The 25,701-nt window shown below is 35.1% G+C and carries 25 protein-coding genes and 1 pseudogene; 24 read left to right on the top strand and 2 right to left on the bottom strand.

Annotation, left to right across the window (positions count from 1 at the left end):
• Window positions 1–2 precede the first annotated feature (2 nt).
• The 10 genes and pseudogenes from aroE (at window position 3) to holA (ending at window position 9,028) form a co-directional block, all read left to right on the top strand.
• Window positions 3–842: a shikimate dehydrogenase gene (gene aroE, locus D2K60_RS17575; protein WP_117169160.1), complete on the top strand. Its 840-nt coding sequence runs from the start codon at window positions 3–5 to the stop codon at window positions 840–842.
• Between the two features lie 2 nt (window positions 843–844).
• Entirely contained in the window at window positions 845–1,135 is a 291-nt protein-coding gene (gene yhbY, locus D2K60_RS17570; protein WP_117169161.1) for a ribosome assembly RNA-binding protein YhbY, read from the top strand.
• Window positions 1,136–1,145: 10 nt separating this feature from the next.
• Window positions 1,146–1,715, top strand: coding sequence for a nicotinate-nucleotide adenylyltransferase (locus D2K60_RS17565; protein WP_117169162.1), 570 nt, complete (start codon window positions 1,146–1,148; stop codon window positions 1,713–1,715).
• Window positions 1,702–2,277, top strand: coding sequence for a bis(5'-nucleosyl)-tetraphosphatase (symmetrical) YqeK (yqeK, locus tag D2K60_RS17560; RefSeq protein WP_117169163.1), 576 nt, complete (start codon window positions 1,702–1,704; stop codon window positions 2,275–2,277). Before D2K60_RS17565 ends, yqeK begins: the two co-directional genes overlap by 14 nt.
• 5 nt (window positions 2,278–2,282) lie before the next feature.
• The gene (rsfS, locus tag D2K60_RS17555; RefSeq protein WP_117169164.1) at window positions 2,283–2,639 is read left to right on the top strand and encodes a ribosome silencing factor; all 357 of its coding nucleotides are present in this window, start codon (window positions 2,283–2,285) and stop codon (window positions 2,637–2,639) included.
• A gap of 3 nt (window positions 2,640–2,642) precedes the next feature.
• Window positions 2,643–3,392 carry a class I SAM-dependent DNA methyltransferase gene (locus D2K60_RS17550; RefSeq protein WP_117169165.1) on the top strand — a complete coding sequence of 250 codons (750 nt, stop codon included), beginning with the start codon at window positions 2,643–2,645 and terminating at the stop codon, window positions 3,390–3,392.
• 174 nt (window positions 3,393–3,566) lie between these two features.
• On the top strand, window positions 3,567–4,178 hold the full coding sequence (locus D2K60_RS17545; RefSeq protein ID WP_117169166.1) for a helix-hairpin-helix domain-containing protein: 612 nt from the start codon (window positions 3,567–3,569) through the stop codon (window positions 4,176–4,178).
• A gap of 64 nt (window positions 4,179–4,242) precedes the next feature.
• Window positions 4,243–4,686, top strand: a pseudogene (locus D2K60_RS17540) (ComE operon protein 2); the annotation flags it as partial.
• A 47-nt stretch (window positions 4,687–4,733) separates the two neighbouring features.
• Entirely contained in the window at window positions 4,734–7,010 is a 2,277-nt protein-coding gene (locus D2K60_RS17535) for a DNA internalization-related competence protein ComEC/Rec2 (protein ID WP_117169168.1), read from the top strand.
• A 968-nt stretch (window positions 7,011–7,978) separates the two neighbouring features.
• On the top strand, window positions 7,979–9,028 hold the full coding sequence (gene holA / locus D2K60_RS17530; RefSeq protein WP_240335268.1) for a DNA polymerase III subunit delta: 1,050 nt from the start codon (window positions 7,979–7,981) through the stop codon (window positions 9,026–9,028).
• A 54-nt stretch (window positions 9,029–9,082) separates the two neighbouring features.
• On the opposite strand, the gene rpsT is transcribed toward holA, so the two are convergent.
• A complete protein-coding gene (gene rpsT, locus D2K60_RS17525) occupies window positions 9,083–9,349 on the bottom strand; it encodes a 30S ribosomal protein S20 (RefSeq protein WP_117169169.1) in 267 nt (88 codons plus the stop codon).
• Window positions 9,350–9,511: 162 nt separating this feature from the next.
• On the opposite strand from rpsT, the gene gpr reads away from it, so the two are divergent.
• The 11 genes from gpr (at window position 9,512) to D2K60_RS17470 (ending at window position 22,240) form a co-directional block, all read left to right on the top strand.
• Window positions 9,512–10,612 carry a GPR endopeptidase gene (gene gpr / locus D2K60_RS17520; protein WP_117169170.1) on the top strand — a complete coding sequence of 367 codons (1,101 nt, stop codon included), beginning with the start codon at window positions 9,512–9,514 and terminating at the stop codon, window positions 10,610–10,612.
• Window positions 10,613–10,692: 80 nt separating this feature from the next.
• The gene (gene spoIIP / locus D2K60_RS17515; protein ID WP_117169171.1) at window positions 10,693–11,877 is read left to right on the top strand and encodes a stage II sporulation protein P; all 1,185 of its coding nucleotides are present in this window, start codon (window positions 10,693–10,695) and stop codon (window positions 11,875–11,877) included.
• Window positions 11,878–11,909: 32 nt separating this feature from the next.
• Entirely contained in the window at window positions 11,910–12,227 is a 318-nt protein-coding gene (locus D2K60_RS17510) for a hypothetical protein (protein WP_117169172.1), read from the top strand.
• 102 nt (window positions 12,228–12,329) lie between these two features.
• The gene (gene lepA / locus D2K60_RS17505) at window positions 12,330–14,147 is read left to right on the top strand and encodes a translation elongation factor 4 (RefSeq protein ID WP_117169173.1); all 1,818 of its coding nucleotides are present in this window, start codon (window positions 12,330–12,332) and stop codon (window positions 14,145–14,147) included.
• 75 nt (window positions 14,148–14,222) lie between these two features.
• Window positions 14,223–15,389 carry a radical SAM family heme chaperone HemW gene (hemW, locus tag D2K60_RS17500; RefSeq protein ID WP_117169174.1) on the top strand — a complete coding sequence of 389 codons (1,167 nt, stop codon included), beginning with the start codon at window positions 14,223–14,225 and terminating at the stop codon, window positions 15,387–15,389.
• Between the two features lie 113 nt (window positions 15,390–15,502).
• Entirely contained in the window at window positions 15,503–16,525 is a 1,023-nt protein-coding gene (gene hrcA / locus D2K60_RS17495; RefSeq protein WP_117169175.1) for a heat-inducible transcriptional repressor HrcA, read from the top strand.
• A gap of 184 nt (window positions 16,526–16,709) precedes the next feature.
• The gene (gene grpE, locus D2K60_RS17490) at window positions 16,710–17,261 is read left to right on the top strand and encodes a nucleotide exchange factor GrpE (RefSeq protein WP_117169176.1); all 552 of its coding nucleotides are present in this window, start codon (window positions 16,710–16,712) and stop codon (window positions 17,259–17,261) included.
• Window positions 17,262–17,290: 29 nt separating this feature from the next.
• A complete protein-coding gene (gene dnaK, locus D2K60_RS17485) occupies window positions 17,291–19,138 on the top strand; it encodes a molecular chaperone DnaK (RefSeq protein WP_117169177.1) in 1,848 nt (615 codons plus the stop codon).
• A 214-nt stretch (window positions 19,139–19,352) separates the two neighbouring features.
• The gene (gene dnaJ, locus D2K60_RS17480; protein ID WP_117169178.1) at window positions 19,353–20,471 is read left to right on the top strand and encodes a molecular chaperone DnaJ; all 1,119 of its coding nucleotides are present in this window, start codon (window positions 19,353–19,355) and stop codon (window positions 20,469–20,471) included.
• Between the two features lie 63 nt (window positions 20,472–20,534).
• Window positions 20,535–21,470 carry a 50S ribosomal protein L11 methyltransferase gene (prmA, locus tag D2K60_RS17475; protein WP_117169179.1) on the top strand — a complete coding sequence of 312 codons (936 nt, stop codon included), beginning with the start codon at window positions 20,535–20,537 and terminating at the stop codon, window positions 21,468–21,470.
• A gap of 20 nt (window positions 21,471–21,490) precedes the next feature.
• Entirely contained in the window at window positions 21,491–22,240 is a 750-nt protein-coding gene (locus tag D2K60_RS17470) for a 16S rRNA (uracil(1498)-N(3))-methyltransferase (protein WP_117169180.1), read from the top strand.
• Window positions 22,241–22,349: 109 nt separating this feature from the next.
• Here D2K60_RS17470 and D2K60_RS17465 read toward each other — a convergent pair whose 3' ends face one another.
• Window positions 22,350–23,258: a Na/Pi symporter gene (locus D2K60_RS17465; protein WP_117169181.1), complete on the bottom strand. Its 909-nt coding sequence runs from the start codon at window positions 23,256–23,258 to the stop codon at window positions 22,350–22,352.
• 184 nt (window positions 23,259–23,442) lie between these two features.
• On the opposite strand from D2K60_RS17465, the gene rpsU reads away from it, so the two are divergent.
• The 3 genes from rpsU (at window position 23,443) to D2K60_RS17450 (ending at window position 25,696) form a co-directional block, all read left to right on the top strand.
• A complete protein-coding gene (gene rpsU, locus D2K60_RS17460; RefSeq protein ID WP_062319095.1) occupies window positions 23,443–23,616 on the top strand; it encodes a 30S ribosomal protein S21 in 174 nt (57 codons plus the stop codon).
• Between the two features lie 72 nt (window positions 23,617–23,688).
• Window positions 23,689–24,135, top strand: a complete 447-nt coding sequence (locus tag D2K60_RS17455; protein ID WP_117169182.1) for a GatB/YqeY domain-containing protein — start codon at window positions 23,689–23,691, stop codon at window positions 24,133–24,135.
• Between the two features lie 229 nt (window positions 24,136–24,364).
• Window positions 24,365–25,696, top strand: coding sequence for an NfeD family protein (locus tag D2K60_RS17450; RefSeq protein ID WP_117169183.1), 1,332 nt, complete (start codon window positions 24,365–24,367; stop codon window positions 25,694–25,696).
• Window positions 25,697–25,701: the final 5 nt, after the last annotated feature.

Below are 25,701 nucleotides of genomic sequence, written 5' to 3'. Positions count from 1 at the left end.
TGATGAAACTAGGCTTAATTGGTTATCCCATCAAGCATTCTTTATCACCTTGGATCCATCAACAGTTTCTTCAGCAAATAGATAGAAACGGTACGTATGTAATATATGAGACAAAGAGCGAGCAGTTTCAAGAAACGATAAAGAAGATTCAAGAAGATAAGTTGGATGGTTTTAATGTTACCGTTCCGTATAAGCAAACAATTATGACGTATTTAGATGAATTAGACCCCTATGCAGCTGAAATTGGTGCAGTAAATACGGTGGTAATTCAAAATGGTAAATGGATTGGTTATAATACAGATGGAACAGGATATCTTACAGCAATAGAATCACAATTTCCGCGGCTCTTTAATGGGGAGAAGCGTGTTCTTATATTGGGCGCTGGCGGTGCGGCAAGAGGCATATTTTATGCCTTAAGCAGAGCTTCTTTTCACACTGTTGATATTGCCAACCGTACGATAGAAAAAGCGACAGACTTGCTTCCTTTGAATATAACGGATAAAGTAAACTCACGTGCGTTAAGCTTTCAAGAAGCAGAGGAATCTGTACAAGATTACAATTTAATCATCCAAACAACATCTGTTGGAATGAAACCGGCAGTAAAAGAACAAATTATTTCATTGCAGTATGTAAATAAGGATACTGTTGTTAGTGATATTGTTTATCAACCATTAATGACACAATTTCTATCAGAGGCATACCAAATAGGCGCTTCTATCCATCAAGGACATACGATGCTGTTATATCAAGCGAAATTAGCTTTTCAATTATGGAGCGAAAGAGAAGTAACGATTGAGCCTTTACTGACAGGGCTAGAAGACATTTTAAAAGGGAATGAATAACTATGTTAACAGGTAAACAAAAAAGATCTTTACGAGCAAAGGCAAATCCACTACGTGCAATATTCCAAGTGGGAAAAACAGGTGTAAATGAGAACATGATTGTGCAAGTAAATGAAGCATTAGAAAAACGAGAGTTAATAAAAGTAAGTATTCTGCAGAATTGTTCAGAAGATAAAGATGTTGTTGCAGATCAACTTGTTCAAGGTACAGAAGCAGAACTTGTACAAGTGATCGGAAACAATATTGTATTGTACAAAGAATCAGTAGAAAATAAACAGATTGAACTTCCGTAAGGAGAACAAAATGAAAAAAGTAGGCCTTTTAGGTGGAACGTTTGATCCGCCGCATATCGGACATTTGATGATAGCTGAAGAAGCATATACACAGTTAGCACTGGATGAAATTTGGTTTATTCCTTCTTATGAACCGCCACATAAAGAGAAGACAACGACAGATGTATCGCAACGAATTAATATGGTCGAAGAAGCAATTGCAGATAACGATCATTTTTTCCTCGATACGATTGAAGTTGATCGTTTAGGAAAGTCCTACACATTTGACACAATAAAATTGTTGAATGAAAAATATTCAGACATTATGTTTTATTTTATTATTGGCGCGGATATGGTGGAATATTTACCGAAATGGTATCGTATTGATGAGTTAATGGGATTAATTCAATTTGTCGGGGTAAAACGACCTGATTATGTTTTGAAAACAGATTTTCCGATAATTGGATTAAATATTCCGATTATGGATATATCATCAACAATGATTCGTGAAAGAGTAAAAAAAGATCAATCAATTAAATACTTAGTGACCCCAAGCGTGTTACGTGTTATAAAGGAGTTTCATTTGTATGAATCGAACTGAAAGTTTACAAATAGTAAAATCGCATTTAAAGTTACCAAGGTATGAGCATACTATTCGTGTAGCCGATACTGCGATTGCTTTAGCTAAACACTATGGACAGCCAGTTGATAAAATTGAACTTGCTGCAATCTTTCATGATTACGCAAAATATCGTGATCTTGATGAAATGAAGCGATGGATCGAAACGTCAACAACATTGCCAAAAGATTTATTGGAGCATCATACAGAATTATGGCATGGTCCGGTAGGTGCTTTATTAGTAGAGCGTGAAGTTGGGGTAACAGATCGTACTATTTTACAGGCTATTCATTGGCACACAACAGGTAAGGCATTTATGAGTACAATGGAAAAAATTATTTTTTTAGCGGATTATATTGAACCAGGTAGAAAATTTCCTGGAGTTGAAGCGGTTCGTGAACAAGCAAAACAGAATTTAGATTATGCGCTTTTCCTAGCTTTGAAAAATACGATACAACACTTAATAACACATAATCAAAAGATTTATCCAGATACGATTCATGCGTACAATTATCTAAATAGCAAAAATAAACTGGGGGATTAAACTTAATGAATACTGAACAACTAGCACAATTAGCAGCACAAGCTTGTGACGACAAACGAGGTAATGATATTGTTTTATTAAATATGCAACAAGTTTCATCAATGGCGGATTATTTCTTGATCTGTGATGCGAGTAATGAAAGACAAGTACAATCAATTGCAAGAGAAATTAAAGAAAAAGCCGAAGAATTAGAAATTAGTGTAAAACGAATGGAAGGGTTTGACCAAGCCCGATGGATTCTAGTTGATTTAGGAGACGTTGTCTGTCATATTTTCCATAGTGATGAGCGCAACTATTATAACCTTGAGCGACTTTGGGGTGACGCACCACTTGTAGAGACACATCTTACAAAAGAGGGATAAGTAATGTCTTATAATAAAATGTCATATGTATATGACCTGTTAATGGAAGATGCCCCTTATGATGCGTGGCATGCATTTACGACGTATGCATTAAAAAAGTATGGAACGAAAACAAAAAGAATAATTGACTTAGGTTGTGGAACCGGGCAAATTACTTGTCTTCTTTCACAATCTGGTTATGATTTAGTAGGTGTCGATTTAGCCGCTGATATGCTAAGTCATGCCGAGCAAAGAGCAAGTGCAAATAATTTAGATATCCAATGGATTGAACAAGATTTGCGTTCATTGGACGGTTTAAGTCAATTTGATGCCGCTGTTAGCTATTGTGATGTTATTAACTACATCACAACAGAGGAAGAACTAGGGCAAGTGTTCTCCAATGTTGAAGAACTATTGGAACCAAATGGTTTGTTTTTATTCGATGTCCACGCATTGGGATATGTAGAGTCTGAATTAAAAGATCAAGTTTTTTCTGAAATGTATGAAGATATGGGCTATGTTTGGTTCTGTGAGCCAGGTGAACAAATTGGTGAAGTTTTTCATAATCTAACCTTTTTTGTTCAAGATCAAACACAATATGACCGTTTTGATGAAATACATCACCAACGGACTTTTCCGATTCCTACATATGAAAAGTTATTAAAAGAAAGCGGATTTGAAATAAGAGGTTTATATGCTGATTTTGGTTTCGATCCAATTTCAAAAGAAAAGATTGAAGATCAACAACGAATCTTTTTTGTATGCCAAAAGTAGAGAAATTAAAACGCTTATTCATTTTAATAGAATGAATAAACGTTTTTTTTGTTTTTTAATAAAATTGCAGGATAAACAAATCTTTTGTCGAAAATAGGAGTGTGATTTATTTTTAATCAGAATTCCCTCTGTGTTCGATCCCTGTTTATATCTCACTCAAAAAGGAGTTGGAAAATGGTTTATTGGTTAAAAAACAATTGGCTAATTGCCTCTATCATTATTGGTGTAATAGGCTTTGGTTTATGGGAAATAATCGATTCTGTTCAAAAGACTAACACGATCATAAGTACGGCTAAGACGGACTCCGAAATTGAGCCAGAAGCGGAAATAGATATACTCCCCCAGCATACTGAGGAATCCACAAAGCAATTTGTAGATGTAAAAGGAGAAGTGAAGAAACCTGATATGTATGAAATTACTGGAGATAAACGTGTGAAAGAAGTAATTGAAATGGCAGGTGGGTTTACTGACCAAGCTGACATAGAGCAAGTGAACTTAGCCCAAAAAGTAGTGGATGAGATGGTTATAATTGTTCCGAAAATTGGGGAAGAGATAGATTCTATACTAACAACTACAAATGAAACTACTTCATCTAAAATTCCTCTTAATACAGCTACTAAAGAAGAAATTGAAACCCTCCCGGGCATTGGTGGAGTTAAGGCAGATGCAATCTTGCAGTATCGAGAAGAAAATGGTGCTTTTAAATCGATTGAGGATTTACAAGCTATATCTGGAATCGGAGCTAAAACAATTGAAAAACTTGAGGAATTTATTCGAATTCCATAAGTTATTGACGAATGTTCATTTGTTGGATAAACTTTAGAAAAATAAGTGAGTGAGGTATAAATTAATGGAAAGAATTTCATGGGATCAGTATTTTATGGCACAAAGTCACTTAATTGCTTTGCGTAGCACGTGTGAGAGGTTGATGGTAGGAGCAACTATTGTTCGAGATAAACGAATTATTGCAGCTGGATATAACGGTAGCGTTTCAGGAAGTACCCATTGTATAGACGAAGGCTGTTATGTCATTGACGGACATTGCGTACGTACGATTCATGCAGAAATAAACGGATTATTACAGTGTGCAAAATTCGGGGTAGCCACAGATGGTGCTGAAATGTATGTAACGCATTTTCCTTGCTTACAATGTTGTAAGTCCATTATTCAAGGTGGAATTAAGTCTGTTTACTATGCAACAGATTATAAAAATCATCCCTATGCAATTGATCTCTTTCGTGATGCGGGAGTTCATGTTGAAAAGGTTGTATTGGAACAGGTCTCAATTGATCTGGTACCTGGAGAGTAAGTAAATATAAATAGAAAAGAGGGGATCAACTTGTGCGTGGAAAATGGCATCTGATTGCAGTCAGTGCAATCATTGGAATAATTGCGATCACACTTCGATTGCTGTTCCTATATGGTATATTCTTTCTATGGTTATATCTATTGTACAGGAACAAAAGGTTAAGAATTGTACATGTTTTGATCATGTGTAGCACATGTTTCATTTTCTCTTTTTACTATTATCCTGTGAATCAAACTAATATCTCAAGTAATGCAATACTTGATTTCACAGGAACTATTGTCTCAGAGATAGAAACAAAAGCATTAAAAACCTCATTTGTCTTTCGTGATGATCTAACAGATCAAGATCTTCTTGTCACATACTTTAATAATGAAAAGACATCAGTTCACCCTACAACTTGGAAAACTGGTGCCACTTGTCAATTACAAGGATCACCAGAAATACCTCCAGCCAGTAAAAACCCAGGACAATTTAATTATCAAGAGTATCTATATAAACAAAAAATTAACTATTTGATAACGATAGAGCAAAGCAATCTAAATTGTACAGGTTCCTCATTTAAAGACAGACTTTTCACAATTAGAAAAAACATCATAGTTCAAATTGAAGAAAACACAAGCGATTTTACAAGCGGATGGCTCCAAGCGTTATTATTAGGGCAAGACGCGTTGATTGAAGAAAAGACTATAAACGTATTCCAACGATGGGGTTTGTCCCACCTGTTAGCTATATCGGGCTTACATGTAGGTTTAATTAGTGGCTTTGTTTATTTTATCCTGATTAAGACTGGTATGATTACAAAAGAGAAAGCATTTTATCTATTGCTAGCTTTATTGATGGTCTATCCTTTCATTAGTGGAGGAGCACCATCAGTATGGCGAGCAGTATGGATGACGATATTGGGATTCATTATGTTAAAAAATAAGTTTAAAGTAGGATTAATTGATAGTTTAAGTTTTGTTTTCTTTATTTGTGTGGTACTAGATAAACAAATTATTTATCAATTAGGTTTTCAATTTTCTTTTCTTGTAACGCTATCATTGCTATTGTCTAAACATTTGATAACTAGAAGTAACGGAAAAGTAGACCTGTTATTTCGAATTAGTTTTATTAGTTTAGTTAGTGTTTTGCCAATTCAGATAGCTCATTTTTACTTTTTTAACCCATTATCATTGCTACTGAATAGTGTAGTCGTCCCATACTTCTCAGTTGTAGTTATGCCTATTTTATTCCTTATCCTTCTTTCGCTCTATTTCTTTCCGTTTTTGACTACGCTTATCGACTTGCTATTTATGCATGTTCATCAATTTGCTTTATCAATAATAGACTGGATTGATCAAAAAAGTTATTATCCATGGATTGTCGGTGAATTTCCAGTATATTATTTTATTCCCTACTATTTTGGATTACTTTTCTTGTTTATTGCACTAGATAATAAAAAGAAAAGAATCGCCACTTTAAACGGGATCGCTTTAATTTGCTTGATTATTTGGATATCTTGTCGCCCATATATGAATGCAAACGGAACAGTTACGATGCTTGATGTCGGTCAAGGTGATGCAATTATTATTGAATTACCTTATCGAAAAGGAGTAATACTCATAGATGCTGCTGGAACGATGGAAAATGATTTTAAATCGCCATCTGATCGCACGTATCAGCAAGTCATCAAACCATACTTGTACAGCAGAGGTATTGGAAGCATTGATTTAGTTGTACTATCTCATGCTGATCATGATCATATAGGAAGTTTACCTTACTTATTAGATGAATTCCGAGTCCAACAAGTTTTGACAAGTACTTATTTTACCCCTCCTGAGGAATTAGCTAGTGTGTTAAAAAAGGAAGAAATTAATTGGAGTTATATTAACAGTGGTGAGCACTTTATGATTGATCGCCAGCAATTTTATGTGATGCATCCTCAAGTAAATCAGCAATCAAAAAATGATAATTCATTAGTTATTGCATCTGAAATTGGATCTTTAATGTGGCTATTCACTGGTGATATTGGTGAGGATGTAGAAAACATACTCACTAAAAATTATCCGAATGTTAAAGTAGATGTTCTTAAAGTTGCACATCACGGAAGTCTATCCTCAACCTCTACCAACTTTTTACGAACTGTCCGTCCTCAAATTGCATTACTATCGGTTGGAGAAAATAACCGATATAACCATCCACATCAAGATGTTTTAGAACGCTTAACAAAAGAGAAGGTAATAATATACCGAACGGATAAACAAGGAGCGATAGAATATACGTATAAAAATAATGGAGATAGAGGAACATTTTCATCATTCTTACCATAATATATCTTAGGTTCTAACAAATAGAAACGGATGCTTGTTGATTTATTTTGCTATAAAGCAGTGCTTGTGCGTTTTTGTTATGCGTAAATCTTAATAATCTAATTGCTGCCATTTTGATTTAAGACAATTTCCTTTGTTAGCAACAGTTTACATGCCTAGTTTTTAATCATTGGGTCAATCTATACTTGAAAACATCGTTTTAAAGCAGCTGCCTAGGACTGTTTTTAAAACGTTCATATAGATTGCGGAGGGAGTGATGTTCATCGCTTCCTCCTTTTTTCTGAATTTATCGCTTGTTTTCCTTAGCTATTCGCTTTAGGATATAGATATATACTCAACCTTCTCACCCAGAAAATAAGTGCGATCATTGACTGTTCTAGGTTTAACACATAGCTGTTATATTAATTGACAGTCTTTTAAATAGGTCTGCTCGCTAAGAGATTTTGTTTTATTACGAAATAGCTATATATGCTGCCTTAACACATTCGCTATGGAAGCAAATGGCTTCCCTTTCCTTGGGCACAGGAGTGTCATCCACTTGCTTCCTTCGCTAGTTTGAGGATCGAATTGTAATGTAAGATAGAAACATGTGATATGCCTGTCTTTCTTTTCTAAACGTGATTTTTAACGTGCGAAAGAATGCAGTCTCTATGCTAGCGATGGAAATATGCGTAGACTCCAGTGGGAACAGCACGGGCTGAAGATCCACTTAGTAAAGCGATTTATGCTTTACTAAGTTAGCTGAAGCCGTGCCCACGGAAAGCGAAGTATATTTACAGAGCGAGAGCGTTATGTCACATTATCTATCATGTTCGTAAATGTATCGCAATGATGCTTAGGAACGGATCTCAAATTTAATTTCATTTTTGGAGTGGGAGACTTCCTAGTTGTACCATGACTTAAATGCCTGTTTCACTCTGCGAATGTTGAGTATATATAACAATTTAGAGTTATCGGAGTGTGAAAAAGTGGATTATTTTAAAGCAATAGAAACGATAAAAAAAGAGAAATTGCAATCTTTATATGTTTTATATGGGACGGAATCATTCTTGATTGAAGCAATTAATAAGCAGTTAATTTCTGTCGGTTTAGCACCTGAAGATAAAGAATCTAATATAATTCGTTATGACTTAGAAGAAACGACAATCCAAGAGGTAGTAATGGACGCAGAAACATATCCATTTTTTGGAGGAAGAAAAATAATTTTTGCTTATAATCCATTGTTTTTAACGGCTAAGCAAGATAAATCAAATGTAGATCATAATTTAGAAAGTTTACAACAGTATATTGAGCAACCTGTAGATTATTCTACGCTTGTTTTAATTGCACCTTATGAAAAATTAGATGAGCGAAAAAAATTAATAAAATTGTTAAAGAAACAAGCTACAATGGTAGATTGTGAAGAAATAAAAGCTTGGAATGTGGATCGATGGATTGATCATATGGCTAAAACGCTCCATATTAAATTAGAAAAGCCGGTTTATGAATTAATTGTTCGAGAAACAGGGACCAACTTATTAATGTTACAAAAAGAATTAGAGAAATTAGCAATGTATGTTGGTATGAATGGGACAGTAACTGAAACTATTGCAGAAGATTTAGTAGCACATCAAGCAAATACATCAGGATTAAAATTAGTTGATGCAGTAATAGCTAAAGATTTAAACAAAGCGATTCAAATTTTTAAAGATTTAGAAAGAATGAATGAGGAAGTTATTGCGCTAGTTGCTTTATTAGCTTCACAGTTTCGAACACTTTATCATGTTAAAGTTTTAGTGCAAAAAGGCTATGGTCAAAAACAAATGGCCCAATACTTAAAAATACATCCTTATGTCGTAAAGATGTCGATGGAAAGAGAAAAAAAATTCTCACAAAAGATGCTGGAATTTATAATTGACGCATGTGCAACAACAGATGCCCAGATTAAGCAAGGTAAGATTGATAAATCATTAGCGTTTGAATTGTTACTTTACCAATTAATTCAACAAAAGACTAAACAAACTATAAAAACGAATTAAAAAAGCGATCCTTGTTTTAAAAGGGTCGCTTTTTTTGTTGGTCATAAAAAGTAATTAAGCACTAAGCTCATTTACTTTTTTAGTAAGACGTGATTTTTGACGATTACCATTATTTTTATGGACAATGCCTTTTTGAACTGCTTTGTCAATTTTTTTAACTGCACTTTGTAAAGCTGTTTTTGCACTTTCTACATTCTTTTCTGCAACGAAGTTTTCTACTCGTTTAATGTTAGAGCGCATTTCAGTTTTAATTGGTGCATTATGCGCGCGTTTATCATTATTCAAACGTACACGTTTAATTGCTGATTTAATATTAGCCATGATTTCACCTCCAGGTTTTGAGATCCACTATAAATTACTATGGAACAAGAGACATTGTACCAAAGCGCGAGAGATTTTTCAATATAAATATCTAGGATGATGTGATTACGTATTTTTTTTAATGGCTCTGGCAAGTCTATATAGAAAAGGATGGTGAAGAAAATGACGCAATCTCAGGATTGGAAACCTTCTATAAGAACTGACTTAGCGGTAGAAGCAAAGGATATGTATGTAGAAGAGGAAAATGACAAAGAAAAGAAAATTGAAGGTGTGATAATTAAGGAACACAAAGAAAAAGATACACTTGTTACTTATGTGCAAATAGATAAAGCAGGTGCTGAAAAAATTCATAAAAAGGCAGGTAACTATATTACCATTCATACAGAAGGTGTGAAACGGCAAGATAGTCATCTGCAAGAAGAAGCAGCGCAGGTTCTAGCGACGGAGTTATTAAAACTATTAGAACAAACGAACCTTAAAGAGGATGCGACCTGTTTAATTGTAGGATTAGGAAATGGTAATGTAACCCCGGATGCACTTGGACCAATGACGGTAGAGAAGTCGCTTATCACAAGTCATTTATTTGAGCTTCATCCTGAAACTGTAGCAGAGGGGTATCGTTCTGTCTCTTCATTAACTCCAGGTGTAATGGGAGTTACCGGTATTGAAACAAGTGACATTATTGTGGGTATCATTGATAAAATAAAACCAGATTTCGTTATTGCGATTGACGCATTGGCATCACGTTCCATCGAACGCGTTAACGCAACAATTCAAATTTCAGACTCTGGAATTCATCCAGGTTCTGGGGTAGGGAACAAGAGAAAAGAGCTAAGTAAAGAGACATTAGGAATTCCGGTTATAGCTATAGGTGTTCCAACAGTAGTTGATGCTGTAACAATTACGAGTGATACGATTGATTATATGTTAAAACATTTTGGCAGAGAATGGGCTGAAAAAGACAGACCATCCAAAAGTCTTACACCTGCAAATATGAATTTTGGAAACCGGACATTATCTGAAAAAGACATGCCAAAACTAGAAAAAAGAAAAGCGATGTTTGGAATGATAGGCGGACTAAATGAAGAAGAAAAACGCACCTTAATTCAAGAAGTTTTGACACCACTTGGACATAATTTAATGGTTACGCCAAAGGAAGTAGATGGCTATATGAAAGATATGGCACATTTATTAGCATCGGGCATTAATGCAGCATTGCATCAAACTGTAACGATAAGCAATTCTGGTTCCTATACACGTTAATAGAAATGAAATTGGTTCTACTCTCTTAGTATCTATCATAAGTATCTAGTAAACCTGATAGAGAATTAGGAGAGGGAACTATGACTCATATAAAAATAAAATGGAATAACGTACGTAATGCTTTTGTTCAGTATATTAGAAATGGTTCAATTTGGATTGTAATTCTTATCGTCTTGTTTGTTTCGATCGGTTTATTTACAACCGCAAAACCAGCATATCGGATATCATCCACGCTTTTAACATCATGGACAAGCCAAATTAATGGTTCATCATTTCTGTATTTATTGGGGATGGAAAATCAACAATTTATAGATGCCTATCCTTCTGATGTAGAACCAATTAAGTGGAATGATTTTTTATTTGAATTAACAACAAATATAAAACCAAATGATGTAAGAAGTCTATTAGGAAGAGAGTTGCCAGGCTTTTATGCCTTTGATCGAAAAATTATTATTGCGGGTGAAGGAACGGATTATACTGATTTACCAATTGAATCATCTTCACCGCTAGATGTGGTTCTAGAAGAAAGAGATGCAACAATGGATGAAGAAATTCCTAAAAATGAACAAACAGAAGAAGAGCAGAATGAACAAACAATAGAAGGTGAAAAAGTTGTTTTTGTTTATAACACGCATAATCGGGAATCATTTTTACCTCATTTGGATGGTGTGGACGATCCTAACAATGCTTTTCATGATGAAGTAAATATTACAAAAGTAAGTGATCGTTTAGCGGAAAGTTTAGAGGCAAAAGGAATTGGTGCACAAGTTGATCACACGGATTTTATGTCGGTACTAAATAAAAATGATTGGGAATATTGGCAATCTTATGAAGCGTCTAAACCGATTGTAGAAGAAGCATTAGCAGGTAACAAGCAAATTGAATATGTATTTGATTTGCATCGTGATAGTCGAAGAAAAGATGATACGTCAACAACAATAGATGGAGAAACATATGCGAATCTCTTTTTTGTAATTGGTTCAGATTACAGTGGCAATGAAGATAATGTAGCGCTAGCGACAAAACTACATGAGCAACTGGAGGCTACATATCCTGGCTTAAGTAGAGGAGTCACAGAACAAGGTGGAACTGGGAGAAACGGTATTTATAATCAAAATTTAGCGGATAATGCAATTTTAATTGAAGTTGGAGGCGTTGATAATACGATGGAAGAGTTGTACCGTTCAGCCGATGCATTAGCCGATGTCTTTAGTACCTATTATTGGGATACAAATGCTGATGAAGTTAGTAAAAAAACTAATTAATATTATTTTTTACGTAAAGGGGATGTAAACTGATGCGCAAATTGATAGGATTCTTATTGTTGCTTGTTTTTTTCTTATCAGGAATGATTTTGGGAGCACAACAGCCGCATGATGAAATGGTAAATCAAACACAAACAGCTAAAGATGCAGCAGTGATTACTACCATGGCTGACACAGAAATGCCATTACCACAAAACAATACGGAAGTCGTGGATGTTACAACCGAAGACCAGGAAGAACAACCAACTAATATGACGTATCAAGCCGCACAGTCGATAGAAAAGGCTAGCGTCTGGTTTTACAATCAAGTAATTGATGTTGCATATAGTATATCTCAAGTTTTCATTTGAATCACTTGCATGTAGAATTTTGATGAAAACAATTGAATGATTTATCTATCACTGCTATAATCAACCCTAGTATTGTTGCCTGAAAATAGGAGTGAGTGTACATTGTCGAAAGCAAGAGATCAAAAACGTGTAAGAAATTTTTCTATCATTGCACATATCGATCATGGGAAATCAACATTAGCTGATCGAATACTAGAAAAAACAAAAGCATTATCTCAACGTGAAATGAAAGAACAATTTTTAGATGCAATGGATTTAGAGCGTGAACGTGGAATTACAATAAAATTAAATGCAGTACAATTACATTATGAACAAGAAAATGGTGATGAATATTTATTTCATCTGATTGATACACCAGGACATGTCGATTTTACATATGAGGTGTCACGCAGTTTAGCAGCATGTGAAGGTGCAATTCTGGTTGTTGATGCTGCACAGGGTATTGAAGCACAAACATTAGCTAATGTCTATTTAGCAATGGATAATGATTTAGAAATTATTCCAGTAATTAATAAAATTGACTTACCTAGTGCTGACCCGGAACGAGTTAAACAAGAGATTACTGATGTGCTTGGCATTGATGGTAATGAAGCAATACTTGCGAGCGCTAAGTCAGGGATTGGTATCGATGAAATCTTGGAACGAATAGTAGAGAAGATTCCAGCACCAAGTGGAAATGCCGATGAGCCATTAAAAGCATTAATCTTTGACTCATTATATGATTCTTATCGTGGTGTTATCGCGTATGTATGTATTAAAGAGGGTTCAGTTAAAGTAGGCGACACCATTAAAATGATGGCAAATGGAAAAGAATTTGAAGTCAATGATGTAGGTGTGTTTACACCTAAACCAGTTTCTCAAAATGAACTTTCAGTTGGTGATGTTGGATACTTAACGGCATCGATGAAAGAGGTAGGAGACTCACAGGTTGGTGATACGATTACACTTGCTAATAATCCAGCTGAAGTCGCGTTACCTGGTTATCGTCGCTTAAATCCTATGGTGTTTTGTGGATTGTATCCAGTAGAATCTAACAATTATAATGATCTTAGAGAAGCGTTGGAGCGATTAGAATTAAATGATGCATCGTTACAATATGATCCGGAAACCTCGCAAGCATTAGGGTTTGGATTCCGAGCTGGTTTTTTAGGATTATTACACATGGAGATTGTTCAAGAGCGTATCGAACGAGAGTTTAACATTGATCTAATTACAACTGCACCAAGTGTTATTTATCAGGTGCTTTTAAATGATGATACAGAAGCTTCAATTGATAACCCATCAATTATGCCAGATCCACAATCTGTTAAGGAAATACGTGAACCATTTGTAAAGGCGACAGTAATGGTACCCAATGATTACGTTGGTACAGTAATGGAATTATGCCAGAAAAAACGTGGAGACTTTCTTGATATGGAATATCTAGATGATAACCGTGTTAATGTGGTATATGAAATTCCTTTATCCGAAATCGTTTATGACTTTTTCGATTCTTTAAAATCTCAAACAAAAGGTTATGCCTCTTTTGATTATGAGATGATTGGGTATAAAGTATCTAATCTTGTGAAGATGGATATCTGGTTAAATGGTGAAACAATTGATGCACTTTCGTTTATTGTTCATAGAGATTTCTCATTTAATCGAGGAAAGCAAATAGTAGAGAAATTAAAAAAACTAATACCAAGGCAGCAATTTGAAGTGCCAATACAGGCAGCGATAGGAAACAAAATTGTTTCGAGATCTACGATTAAAGCAATGCGTAAAAATGTCCTATCAAAGTGTTACGGTGGAGATATATCGCGTAAAAGAAAATTATTAGAGAAACAAAAAGAAGGTAAAAAGCGCATGAAAATGGTTGGCTCTGTAGAAGTGCCACAAGAAGCATTTATGGCTGTTTTACGTATGGATGAAGATAATTAAAACAAACCCTTGTCATTAATGTGACAAGGGTTTCTAGTTACTATTATCACATCGAATAAGAAGGGGAGAAAGTTAATGGTATCATCGGTATATATCCACATTCCATTTTGTGAAAAGATCTGTCACTATTGTGACTTCACAAAATTCTTTTATGACAAAAAAATGGCGGATGATTATTTAATAGCTTTAGATAAAGAAATGGCGGCTTATATAAAGGAACCTAGGCAAAAGATGAAGACAATATTTGTTGGTGGGGGAACTCCAACTGCTCTTAACACAAATCAATTGAAAGTATTACTTACATCTATTAGTAAATACTTTGAAGTGGAAAGTGTAGAAGAATATACGTTTGAAGCAAATCCGGGTGATTTAGACGAAGAAAAAATAAAGTTGTTAAAAGCATATGGGGTAAATCGAATATCCATGGGAGCACAAGTCTTTGATGATGAACTACTAGAACAATTAGGTAGACTTCATCGCGTTAAAGATGTTTATCAAAATATAGATGCACTTAAAAAACATGGTATTACAAATATAAGTATAGATTTAATTTACAGTCTACCAACACAAACAATGGCAGGATTTGAAAAAACAGTGCAAGAAGCTTTAGCATTTGATTTGCCACATTACTCTTCTTATTCGCTTCAAATTGAACCGAAGACCGTTTTTTATCAACGTTATAAAAAAGGGAAATTAAAAAGACAACCGGAAGAAACAGAAGCGGATATGTATGAACATTTGATTTCACAGATGGAGAAGCATGGTAAAAATCAATATGAAATTAGTAATTTTGCAATTCCTGGCTATGAAAGTAAACATAATTTAACCTATTGGAATAATGATTACTATTTTGGTTTTGGAGCAGGTGCTCATGGGTATTTACCAGGGGAGCGTATTGTTAACTTACGTCCTTTTCCTGCATACTTTAAAAAAGCGAATGAAAACGAATTTCCAGTGCTTCACAGAGAACCAATTGGATTGAAAGAGCAGATCGAAGAAGAGATGTTTTTAGGATTACGCAAACGATCCGGTGTCTCAAAAATTAGCTTTACTGAAAAATATAATCTAGGGATAAATGATTTATATCGTGATGAGTTAGCGCAATTAAAAGCGAAAGAGTGGATAGAAGAAGTGGGAGATCAAGTGAGATTAACACAAATGGGCCAATTATTTGGTAATGAAGTGTTTCAAGAATTCTTACTAGAACAGGAGAAATTCAAGCGAATGCTTCCTGCCAAGTAGGAAGTAATATTTAAAATTTATAAGCATTCATATTGACATTTCCCCCAGCATTTGATAATTTAATAATAGATTTAGCACTCAAGTGCTAAGAGTGCTAACAGAGGTGATCATCGATGTTATCAAAAAGACAATTATTAATTTTACAAGTTATTATTGATGAATTCATCCACACAGCACAACCTATTGGATCTCGAGCTATTTCAAAAATGGAAGAGATAACATATAGTCCAGCAACTATCCGAAATGACATGGCGGATTTAGAAGAATTGGGTTTTATTGAAAAGACCCATTCTTCTTCTGGTAGAGTGCCGTCAGAAAAAGGATATCGTTTTTATGTCGATCATTTATTATCGCCATTTCATTTATCGAAAAGTGACAGAAGTGTTATTTCTCATGCTTTTGCAGAGGAAATGGTTGAATTTGAACAGGTTGTACAAAAATCAGCAAAAGTGCTTTCGGAGTTAACCAATTATACATCCATTATTTTAGGACCCAAGGTATATGAAACAACCTTAAAGCAACTACAAATTATCCATTTGTCATCTAATGTGGCGGTTGCTATTCTAGTCACAAACACGGGTCACGTTGAGCATCGGTCTTTTACGATACCAACGGAAATTAAGCCTAGTGAATTAGAAAAATTGGTCAATATATTAAATGACAGATTAAAAAACGTTCCAATTATTCATCTTTACGAGAAGTTACAATTAGAGTTGCTAAACGTTCTTGATAAGTATATGGATGATTTCGATTCAGCTTTTCAATATTTGAGGGCGGCATTATTTGATGAACAACCTGTTAAACTTTACGTGGGTGGTATCACAAACATTTTGTTACAACCAGAATTTAGGGATGTAGATAAAATCCACTCTTTATATTCGGTCATGGAACAGGAGGATATCATCGCTAATGTTTTACGTTCCAATAAAAACGGAATTCATGTTTCTATTGGACAGGAGAACAAGATGGATGAAATGCAGGACTGTAGTTTGATTACTGCAACCTATACATTAGCTGGAGAACAAATAGGAACAATTGCTTTGTTGGGACCAACTAGGATGGAGTATTCTCGTGTTATTTCACTATTAAATAGTTTATCTAGCCGAATGTCGAGCACATTTCATTCTTGGTTCTAAGTGGAAGTGTATTTTTATCTTAATAAAGATGATACTAATTAGGATCAAGTAATGGAGAAAAGTGCCTTTACTTGTTGATTCTTGGTTGATTAAAATTGAAACCTTAAACTTTATTTCCATGTTTATTCATGATATAGTCAACAAGGTTTCATTTTCAAATGAAATATTAGAGGAGGTGACCATAATGGAAGAGAATAAACAAACAGAAAAACAAGAAGATGACGTAATTGAAAATGCTGATCAAGAAATAATTGATGAAGTAAACCAACCTGATGCTGAAGAAGCAACAAATGAACTAGAGGTCTTACAAAGGGAAAAAGATGAGGTTTATCAAAGGTTATTAAGAGTACAAGCAGAATATGATAACTTCCGTAGACGTACCCAAAAGGAAAAAGAAGCGGATCGTAAATATAGATCGCAATCATTGATTACAGACTTATTACCGATTGTAGACAATTTCGAAAGAGCAATACAAGCGGAAGTGAATAACGAAGCTGCTAAGCAGTTCGTTGATGGAATAAAGATGGTCTATCGTCAATTAAATGATGCTTTGGAAAAAGAGGGCGTTGAAGTTATTGCAACAGTTGGCGAAACATTTGATCCACACTTGCATCAAGGTGTTGTTCAAGTGGAAGATGATCAATATGAATCAAACGTTGTTGTGGAAGAGTTACAAAAGGGATACAAATTAAAAGATCGGATTATTCGTCCGGCAATGGTAAAAGTGAATCAATAATTACATAAGTATTAGAGGAGGAAATAACCATGGGAAAAATTATTGGAATTGATTTAGGTACAACAAATTCATGTGTTGCAGTAATGGAAGGTGGAGAAGCAAAAGTTATCCCGAATCCTGAGGGTAACCGTACAACTCCATCAGTTGTAGCATTTAAAAATGGTGAACGTCAAGTAGGTGAAGTAGCAAAACGACAAGCAATTACGAATCCAAACACGATTCAGTCAGTTAAACGTCACATGGGTACGGATTATAAAGTTGAAGTTGATGGAAAAGAACACACACCTCAAGAAATTTCAGCAATAATCTTACAGTATATTAAGTCATATGCAGAAGATTATCTTGGAGAAACAGTTGAAAAAGCGGTTATTACTGTTCCAGCATATTTTAATGATGCTGAACGTCAAGCAACAAAAGATGCTGGTAAAATAGCAGGTCTTGAAGTAGAACGTATTATTAATGAGCCAACTGCAGCAGCATTATCTTATGGTATCGATAAGTCTGATCAAGATCAGACAGTTCTTGTATACGATCTAGGTGGAGGTACATTTGACGTATCTATTCTAGATATTGGAGAAGGTACATTTGAAGTTGTTGCAACAGCTGGAGATAACCGTCTTGGTGGAGATGATTTTGACGAAGTAGTTATTGATCACTTAGTTGCAGAGTTCAAAAAAGAAAATGGTATTGACCTTTCTAAAGATAAAATGGCTTTACAACGTTTGAAAGATGCTGCTGAAAAAGCTAAAAAAGACTTATCTGGTGTTTCTCAAACGCAAATTTCTTTACCATTTATTACTGCGGGTGAAGCTGGCCCATTACACTTAGAAATGAATTTAACGCGAGCAAAATTCGATGATTTATCATCTGGTCTTGTAGAGCGTACAATGGGACCAACGCGTAAAGCACTTAAAGATGCTGGAATGAAAGCAAGTGAAATCAACAAAGTTATCTTAGTTGGTGGTTCAACACGTATTCCAGCAGTACAAGAGGCAATTAAAAAAGAAACTGGTCAAGATCCATCTAAAGGTGTAAATCCAGATGAAGTAGTTGCATTAGGTGCAGCAATTCAAGCAGGTGTCTTACAAGGTGATGTCAAAGATGTTGTTCTTCTTGATGTTACACCACTATCTTTAGGTATTGAAACAATGGGTAGCGTTACGACTAAATTAATTGAGCGTAATACAACGATTCCTACAAGTCATTCGCAAGTATTCTCAACAGCTGCTGATAACCAAACTGCAGTAGATATTCACGTCCTTCAAGGTGAACGTGAAATGGCTGGCGATAATAAAACACTTGGTCGTTTTCAATTAACAGATATTCCACCAGCACAACGTGGTGTACCACAAATTGAAGTTTCATTTGATATCGATGCGAATGGTATTGTAAACGTGCGTGCCAAAGATTTAGGTACAAATAAAGAACATTCCATTACAATTAAATCTTCATCTGGTCTATCTGATGAGGAAGTTGAACAAATGGTTAGAGATGCAGAAGATAATGCAGAAGATGATAAAAAACGTCGTGAAGAAGTTGAACTTCGTAACGAAGCTGATCAGCTAGTATTCCAAACAGATAAAACAATCAAAGATCTTGGTGATAAAGTATCTGATGAAGAAAAAGAAAAGGCTGAAACAGCTAAAGATGAATTAAAAACTGCATTAGAAGCAGATGATCTAGAAGAAATTAAAACGAAGAAAGATGCATTGGAAGAACAAGTTCAAGCACTTTCTGTTAAATTATATGAGCAAGCTCAAGCAGATGCAGAAGCAGCTCAAGGTGAAGGATCTACTGAGGACGATGTTGTAGATGCTGATTATGAAGAAGTTAATGATGAAGACAAAGATAAAGATGAGGAAGATAAAAATAAATAAGAAACAGATAAGCTAGTAAATGGAAAAGTCAAAGTCAGGTTTTACTTGACTTTGACTTTTCCTCTATATATCCCATGTTAGGAAAATACAGCTATATTGGTACGAAAACAGGTAATAAAAGCTGTGATTTATAAGGGAATACTATTTGCTCTCATAAGAGCATCAATGTTATGATAAAATCTATGCAAAGAAGAGTCGGGAGAGTGATCAGTCAGTGAGTAAAAGAGATTATTATGACGTATTAGGTATCTCAAAAGGTGCTTCAAAAGAAGAGATTAAGAAAGCCTATAGAAAATTAGCACGTAGCTATCATCCAGATGTAAATAAAGAAGAGGGTGCTGCGGATAAGTTTAAAGAAGCTAAAGAAGCTTATGAAGTGTTAAGTAATGAACAAAAACGCGGACAATATGATCAATTTGGTCATACAGGACCTCAAAGTCAAGGATTTGGTGGCGGTGCCGAAGACTTCGGTGGATTTGGTGATATCTTTGATATGTTTTTTGGTGGTGGCGGACGCAGACGTGATCCGAACGCACCAAGACAAGGTTCTGACTTGCAATACACAATGATTTTGGAATTTGAAGAAGCAATTTTCGGTAAAGAAACAGATGTTGAAATTCCAAGAGAGGAAGATTGTGACACGTGTGACGGATCAGGTGCGAAGCCAGGAACTAAGGTGAAAACTTGTTCACACTGTAATGGTTCAGGTCAATTGAATGTTGAACAAAACACACCATTTGGTCGTGTAGTTAATAAACGTGTTTGTAATCAATGTAATGGAACCGGAAAAATAATTCCTGAAAAATGTAAAACATGTAGTGGAGATGGAAAAGTAAAAAATCGTAAAAAAATTCACATCAGCATTCCAGGTGGTATTGATGAGGGGCAACAAATACGTATTTCTGGTCAAGGTGAGCCAGGAGTAAATGGTGGACCTGCAGGTGATCTATACGTTGTTGTACAAGTTAGAAATCATGAATTCTATAAAAGAGATGGAGATCATATCTTTTGTGAGATGCCAATAACTTTTGCTCAAGCAGCACTAGGTGATGAAATTGAAATCCCTACTGTACATGGAAAAGTTAAACTAAAGGTTCCAGCTGGAACACAAACTGGAAAAACATTCCGTCTTAAAGGTAAAGGAGCACCAAATGTCCGAGGGTATGGTCATGGAGATCAACATGTTCAGATGCGCGTAATTACACCTACAAACTTAACGGAGCAACAAAAAGAATTATTGCGTGAATTAAATGAAGCAAGTGGAGATCAACCGGCAGATGAACACGATGATTCATTTTTCCAACGTGTAAAAAGAGCATTTAAGGGCGAATAATACGTATTATGCTTTAAGAATGTTGCGTGTTTGTTAAAAAATCACAAGAAAAGAGTTGATTTTTTGAAGTGGTCTGAATTGTGTATCCATACAACAAATGAAGCAATCGAACCGATTTCAAATATTTTTCATGAAGCAGGTGCTAGTGGCGTAGTTATTGAGGATTCTGAGGACCTGATGAAGGAGAGAAATACGGATTTAGGCGAAATGTATGAACTTAATCCAGATGACTTTCCAAAGGAAGGTGTTATGTTAAAAGCTTACCTTCCTTTTAATAGCTTCTTAGGTGAAACTGTTGCTGAAATTAAAGAGGCAATCAATAATCTATTGATATACAATATTGATTTAGGTTCAAATCATATAACCATGAGTCAAGTAAATGAAGAAGATTGGGCAACTGCTTGGAAGAAGTATTACAAGCCTGTCAAAATTTCTGAAAAGATAACGATAACCCCTACTTGGGAAGATTATAAAGCCGTTTCTACTGATGAAATTATTATAGAATTAGATCCAGGTATGGCATTTGGAACTGGTACACATCCTACAACAGTATTAAGTATTCAAGCATTAGAAAGACATGTGAAGAAAGACAATCTAGTGTTAGATGTCGGTACCGGTTCCGGTGTACTAAGTATTGCAGCGATATTACTTGGAGCAAAACACGTATACGCTTATGATCTAGATGATGTCGCGGTAAAAGTTGCTATCATTAATGCTAAAATTAATAAGGTAGAACATGCTATTGAAGCGAAGCAAAATAATTTATTGGATAATGTTTCACATCAACCGGATATTATTGTCTCTAATATTTTAGCGGAAATTATTATGCGTTTTGAAAAAAAGGCTTATGAAGTTTTAAAGCCAGGAGGAATTTTTATAACTTCTGGAATTATTCAAACAAAAAAACAAGATGTGAAACAAGCCTTACTAGAAGCTGGATTTGAAATCATTGAGATGAATCAAATGGAAGATTGGATTTCAATCATAGCTAAGAAATAGGAAGAGAGCAGGAACATCATATGCAACGTTATTTTGTAACAGCCTCTGGATGGTCAGATGCACATGTAACCATAACAGATGACGCTATCCATCATATTACACGTGTGATGCGTATGGAGATTGGTGATAAGATAATTTGTAACCATTCTGAAGGAAAAGCTGCTATATGTGTAATTAAAACAATATCAGAAGAAAGAATAGTTACTGAGATTGTAGAATGGCAGAACCAAACGGTTGAGTTACCTGTACGTGTTACAATTGCACAGGGCCTACCTAAGGGTGATAAGCTTGAATTAATCTTACAGAAGGGAACTGAGCTTGGCGCAGCAGCGTTCATTCCCTTACAAGCAGAACGTTCAATCGTAAAATGGGACAATAAGAAGGCAAATAAAAAAAATGAACGTTTTAAAAAGATTATAAAGGAAGCTAGTGAACAATCTCATCGTACCTTATTACCTAAGATGGAAAAGGTAGCATCATTACAAGATGTCATTTTGATGAGCGCTAGTTTTGAACATAAACTTGTTGCTTATGAAGAAACAGCTAGGGATTTACCTACAAATAAACTTAGTCATTTTTTAAACCAGATGGCACCATCAGATCAGGTCTTGTTATGTATTGGTCCTGAAGGTGGATTTTCCCAAAAGGAAATAAATGAGCTTCATAATGCTGATTTCCAATCGATTCGACTTGGTCCCCGAATACTACGAACAGAGACTGCAGCACTATACGCTTTAGCGAGCATATCGTATCATTTTGAAGAATTATGATAATAATTACATTCGAAATTTTACTGAAATGTCTACATATTTTCTGCAAGATAAACAGCCTGGCAATTTGTCAGGCTGTTTATTGTTGATTTATTAAGAAAAATTTAAACTATCTAGCAACGTACTTTTCGAATAAAGGAATAAAAGGAAGGACAATAAGAACTGAAAATAGATTGAACAAGACAGATATATGAGCTAATTGCATACTACTTTCATTTGCTAATTGAAGTGCGATTAAGTTGATTAATGGTAATAAAGGTATCGCAATTACAACAGTTATTAAGTTAAATGCTGTATGTGTTAATGCTACAAGTTTTGCTTCTCTTTTTGCTCCGATAGTAGCAATTAGTGACGTAATGCATGTCCCGATATTCGAACCTAATATGATTGCAATTGCGCTAGATAGTGACAAGAGTTGTTGTTCCATCATACTCAGTGTTAATCCAAATGTAGCACTTGAAGATTGAATAATACCACTGATAACAGTCCCAATTACGATACCAATACTAGGAGTTGTATCTGTTAAACTAAGTCCTGCTAGTAATAGATGGTTAGTAGCGACTAATGTTGCTAAAGATTCAAAGCCATCTAAAGAAACGAAAATTGTTGATAGGCCCACAAGGATGCAACCTGAATAGAAGATGTTTTTTTGTGGGAATAAAAGCATGAATACGCCAATAACTAACCAAATTAAAAATGGAAAAGCGTCTCCAAAGACAAGAATTTCTCCAGTTATTGTTGTTCCAATGTTCGCACCAAGAATGATACCGATTGTTTGTCGAAAACTAATTGCCCCAATCGTTACAAAACTGATCGTTATGACTAATACTACAGAACTGCTTTGCAAAAAAAATGTCGCTATCATACCTATTAAAATACTTCCAAAAATATTTTGGGTACCTTTCGTAAGCCAAGCCTCTATTTTTGAGCTCATAAAGAAAGTTAAACCAGTTTGTAACAGGCGCATCCCCATGTAAAACAAGAGTAGAAAGACAGATAACAAAGATAATAATCCCATAATGCAGTCACCTCTAATCTACTATATGGACAAGATGATTTTAACATGCTTCTTACAATTAATTTATTATTTTAAAAAACAAAAGTTGACCTAGAAAAATCCTTATATTATAATACGTGTAAGGCATATGTGAGAACATATGTCGCATTAAACTGTTGAATGCTTCGGAGGGAGGGAAATTAGCATGTCAAATACAACTCGCGTTCGTAAAAACGAGTCTCTTGAAGATGCTCTTCGTCGCTTTAAACGCAGTGTATCAAAATCTGGTACAATGTCAGAATATCGTAAGCGTGAATTTTATGAGAAGCCTAGTGTTCGTCGCAAGAAAAAATCTGAGGCGGCTAGAAAGCGTAAGTAATCTTTGATTGCAAGTAGGGAATGAAAAAGGATTTTTCTTTTGATTTGCCTTTAAAAGAGGGTGTAGAAACGAATGTTATTAACAGAACGTCTCAACCAAGATATGAAAATAGCAATGAAAAGTAGAGATAAAGTTACACTAAGCGTTATTCGCATGGTGAAAGCATCTTTACAGAATGAAGCAATTAAACTTGGGAAAGACATGTTAACAGATGAAGAGGAATTAACCATCTTATCTAGAGAGTTAAAGCAAAGAAATGATTCCCTCCATGAATTTAAAGAAGCTGGAAGAATGGACCTTGTAGAAAAGTTGGAAGTTGAATTAGATGTTTTACAAGTATATATGCCTGAACAGCTATCGAATGAAGAGCTTGAAGAAATCGTTTTGCAAACCATAAAAGAAGTGAATGCTTCTTCAAAAAAAGAAATGGGTAAAGTGATGGGTGCGCTTATGCCGAAAGTAAAAGGTAAAGCAGATGGCACAGAAGTACAGAAATTAGTGCAAAAACACTTAACATAATTACACATTTTGTGATTTTGTGAAGATTTTATAAAGCAAATAATCCCCTATCCGTTTAGTCGTGATAGGGGATTATTTTTATTTTAAATGTTATACTATGTAAAGGCTGTCAAGGACATAAGTTCAAATCGTTAATTCTAATAGAAATACAAATCATTGATTAACAACTTTTTGAAACTTAAGTGTCGCCTAATTCGTATACATAAGTGTGAAGAAAGGGGGGATTTAAGTGAGTGTAGTTAAAACTGTTAGATATAGTATTCTAATTAGTTTACTGTTTTTTATTGTAGGAGCCTTACATACACAAGTTGTAAGTGCAGAAGAAGATGGAGATGGCAAACTGGTTTATGTTATTCCAATTGAAGCTGAAGTAGAGCGTGGTTTGGAAGCGTTCTTACTACGGACGACAACTGAAGCAATTGAAGCTGAAGCGGATCATATTATTTTTGAACTCAACACACCAGGTGGGCGTGTAGATGCTGCAACTAATATAGGTGAAATATTACAAGATTTAGAGATTGAAACAACTTCATTTATAACAGTTCAGGCATTATCAGCAGGTTCTTATATTGCACTCAACACGGATAACATTTATATGAAGCCTCAAGCAACTATGGGAGCTAGTGGCGTGATTAATTCTGATGGGTCTGAAGCTGCCGAAAAAGCGCAGTCAGCATGGTTTGAGTCTATGACTAGTGCTGCAGAATCAAAAGGAAGAGATCCACTCTATGCACAAGCTATGGCAGACAAAGAAATCGAGTTGCCAGAATATAATGCGCCAGCAGGTACTTACTTAACTTTAAGCCCCTCTGACTCAGTAGAAGTTGGCTATGCAGAAGCGGTTGTTAACCACCGTACGGAACTTTTAAGTCAATTAGGTTTATCGAATGCGACAATAGTTGAAATGGAAGTAACTTTTTCTGAAGGAGTGGCCCGATTTCTAACAAATTCAGCAGTTGTACCTATATTACTCTCGCTTGCAAGTATTGGACTAATTGTTGAGTTATTTTCTCCAGGATTTGGTATACCAGGTTCGATAGGTGTTACGTCTCTAATTTTATTTTTCTATGGACACGTAGTGGCTGGATTTGCTGGATATGAAGCGATCATATTATTAATATTAGGTATGGTATTAATTTTTGCGGAAATATTCGTTCCAGGTGGAGTAATTGGATTTCTCGGGGTTGGTGCAGTTGTGGGCTCTTTATACATGTCGACGGATAACGTAGCTCATATGAGTATGAGTATAGTGATTGCATTGGTAGTTGCAATTATTACTGCAACTGTATTGATTAAAACGATAGGTTTAGAAAAAGGATTCTTACGAAAGATAATATTGAATGATGCGACTACTACTGAAAAGGGGTATGTGTCCACTGTTACTAAACTAGAGTTAATTGGTATGGAAGGTACAACAGTGACACCTCTTCGTCCTGCTGGTACAGCACTGATCGGGAACGAACGACTAGATGTTGTATCAGAAGGTGGCTATATCGAAAGTCAACAAAAAGTAAAGGTAGTTACATCAGAGGGTTCAAGAATTGTTGTTAGACAGGTTTAATACAA

Source organism: Paraliobacillus sediminis (assembly GCF_003426055.1).
Note: the sequence above shows the minus strand (reverse complement) of the source record. Positions and strands in the feature narration are given on the sequence as shown.

Excerpts from the sequence above, each read along its gene's own strand:
- aroE (WP_117169160.1), top strand. The coding sequence starts at position 3 with ATGAAACTAGGCTTAATTGGTTATCCCATCAAGCATTCTTTATCACCT.
- yhbY (WP_117169161.1), top strand. The coding sequence starts at position 845 with ATGTTAACAGGTAAACAAAAAAGATCTTTACGAGCAAAGGCAAATCCA.
- D2K60_RS17565 (WP_117169162.1), top strand. The coding sequence starts at position 1,146 with ATGAAAAAAGTAGGCCTTTTAGGTGGAACGTTTGATCCGCCGCATATC.
- yqeK (WP_117169163.1), top strand. The coding sequence starts at position 1,702 with ATGAATCGAACTGAAAGTTTACAAATAGTAAAATCGCATTTAAAGTTA.
- rsfS (WP_117169164.1), top strand. The coding sequence starts at position 2,283 with ATGAATACTGAACAACTAGCACAATTAGCAGCACAAGCTTGTGACGAC.
- D2K60_RS17550 (WP_117169165.1), top strand. The coding sequence starts at position 2,643 with ATGTCTTATAATAAAATGTCATATGTATATGACCTGTTAATGGAAGAT.
- D2K60_RS17545 (WP_117169166.1), top strand. The coding sequence starts at position 3,567 with ATGGTTTATTGGTTAAAAAACAATTGGCTAATTGCCTCTATCATTATT.
- rpsT (WP_117169169.1), bottom strand. The coding sequence starts at position 9,349 with ATGGCTAATATTAAATCAGCAATTAAACGTGTACGTTTGAATAATGAT.
- gpr (WP_117169170.1), top strand. The coding sequence starts at position 9,512 with ATGACGCAATCTCAGGATTGGAAACCTTCTATAAGAACTGACTTAGCG.
- spoIIP (WP_117169171.1), top strand. The coding sequence starts at position 10,693 with ATGACTCATATAAAAATAAAATGGAATAACGTACGTAATGCTTTTGTT.
- D2K60_RS17510 (WP_117169172.1), top strand. The coding sequence starts at position 11,910 with ATGCGCAAATTGATAGGATTCTTATTGTTGCTTGTTTTTTTCTTATCA.
- hemW (WP_117169174.1), top strand. The coding sequence starts at position 14,223 with ATGGTATCATCGGTATATATCCACATTCCATTTTGTGAAAAGATCTGT.
- hrcA (WP_117169175.1), top strand. The coding sequence starts at position 15,503 with ATGTTATCAAAAAGACAATTATTAATTTTACAAGTTATTATTGATGAA.
- grpE (WP_117169176.1), top strand. The coding sequence starts at position 16,710 with ATGGAAGAGAATAAACAAACAGAAAAACAAGAAGATGACGTAATTGAA.
- dnaK (WP_117169177.1), top strand. The coding sequence starts at position 17,291 with ATGGGAAAAATTATTGGAATTGATTTAGGTACAACAAATTCATGTGTT.
- D2K60_RS17470 (WP_117169180.1), top strand. The coding sequence starts at position 21,491 with ATGCAACGTTATTTTGTAACAGCCTCTGGATGGTCAGATGCACATGTA.
- D2K60_RS17465 (WP_117169181.1), bottom strand. The coding sequence starts at position 23,258 with ATGGGATTATTATCTTTGTTATCTGTCTTTCTACTCTTGTTTTACATG.
- rpsU (WP_062319095.1), top strand. The coding sequence starts at position 23,443 with ATGTCAAATACAACTCGCGTTCGTAAAAACGAGTCTCTTGAAGATGCT.
- D2K60_RS17455 (WP_117169182.1), top strand. The coding sequence starts at position 23,689 with ATGTTATTAACAGAACGTCTCAACCAAGATATGAAAATAGCAATGAAA.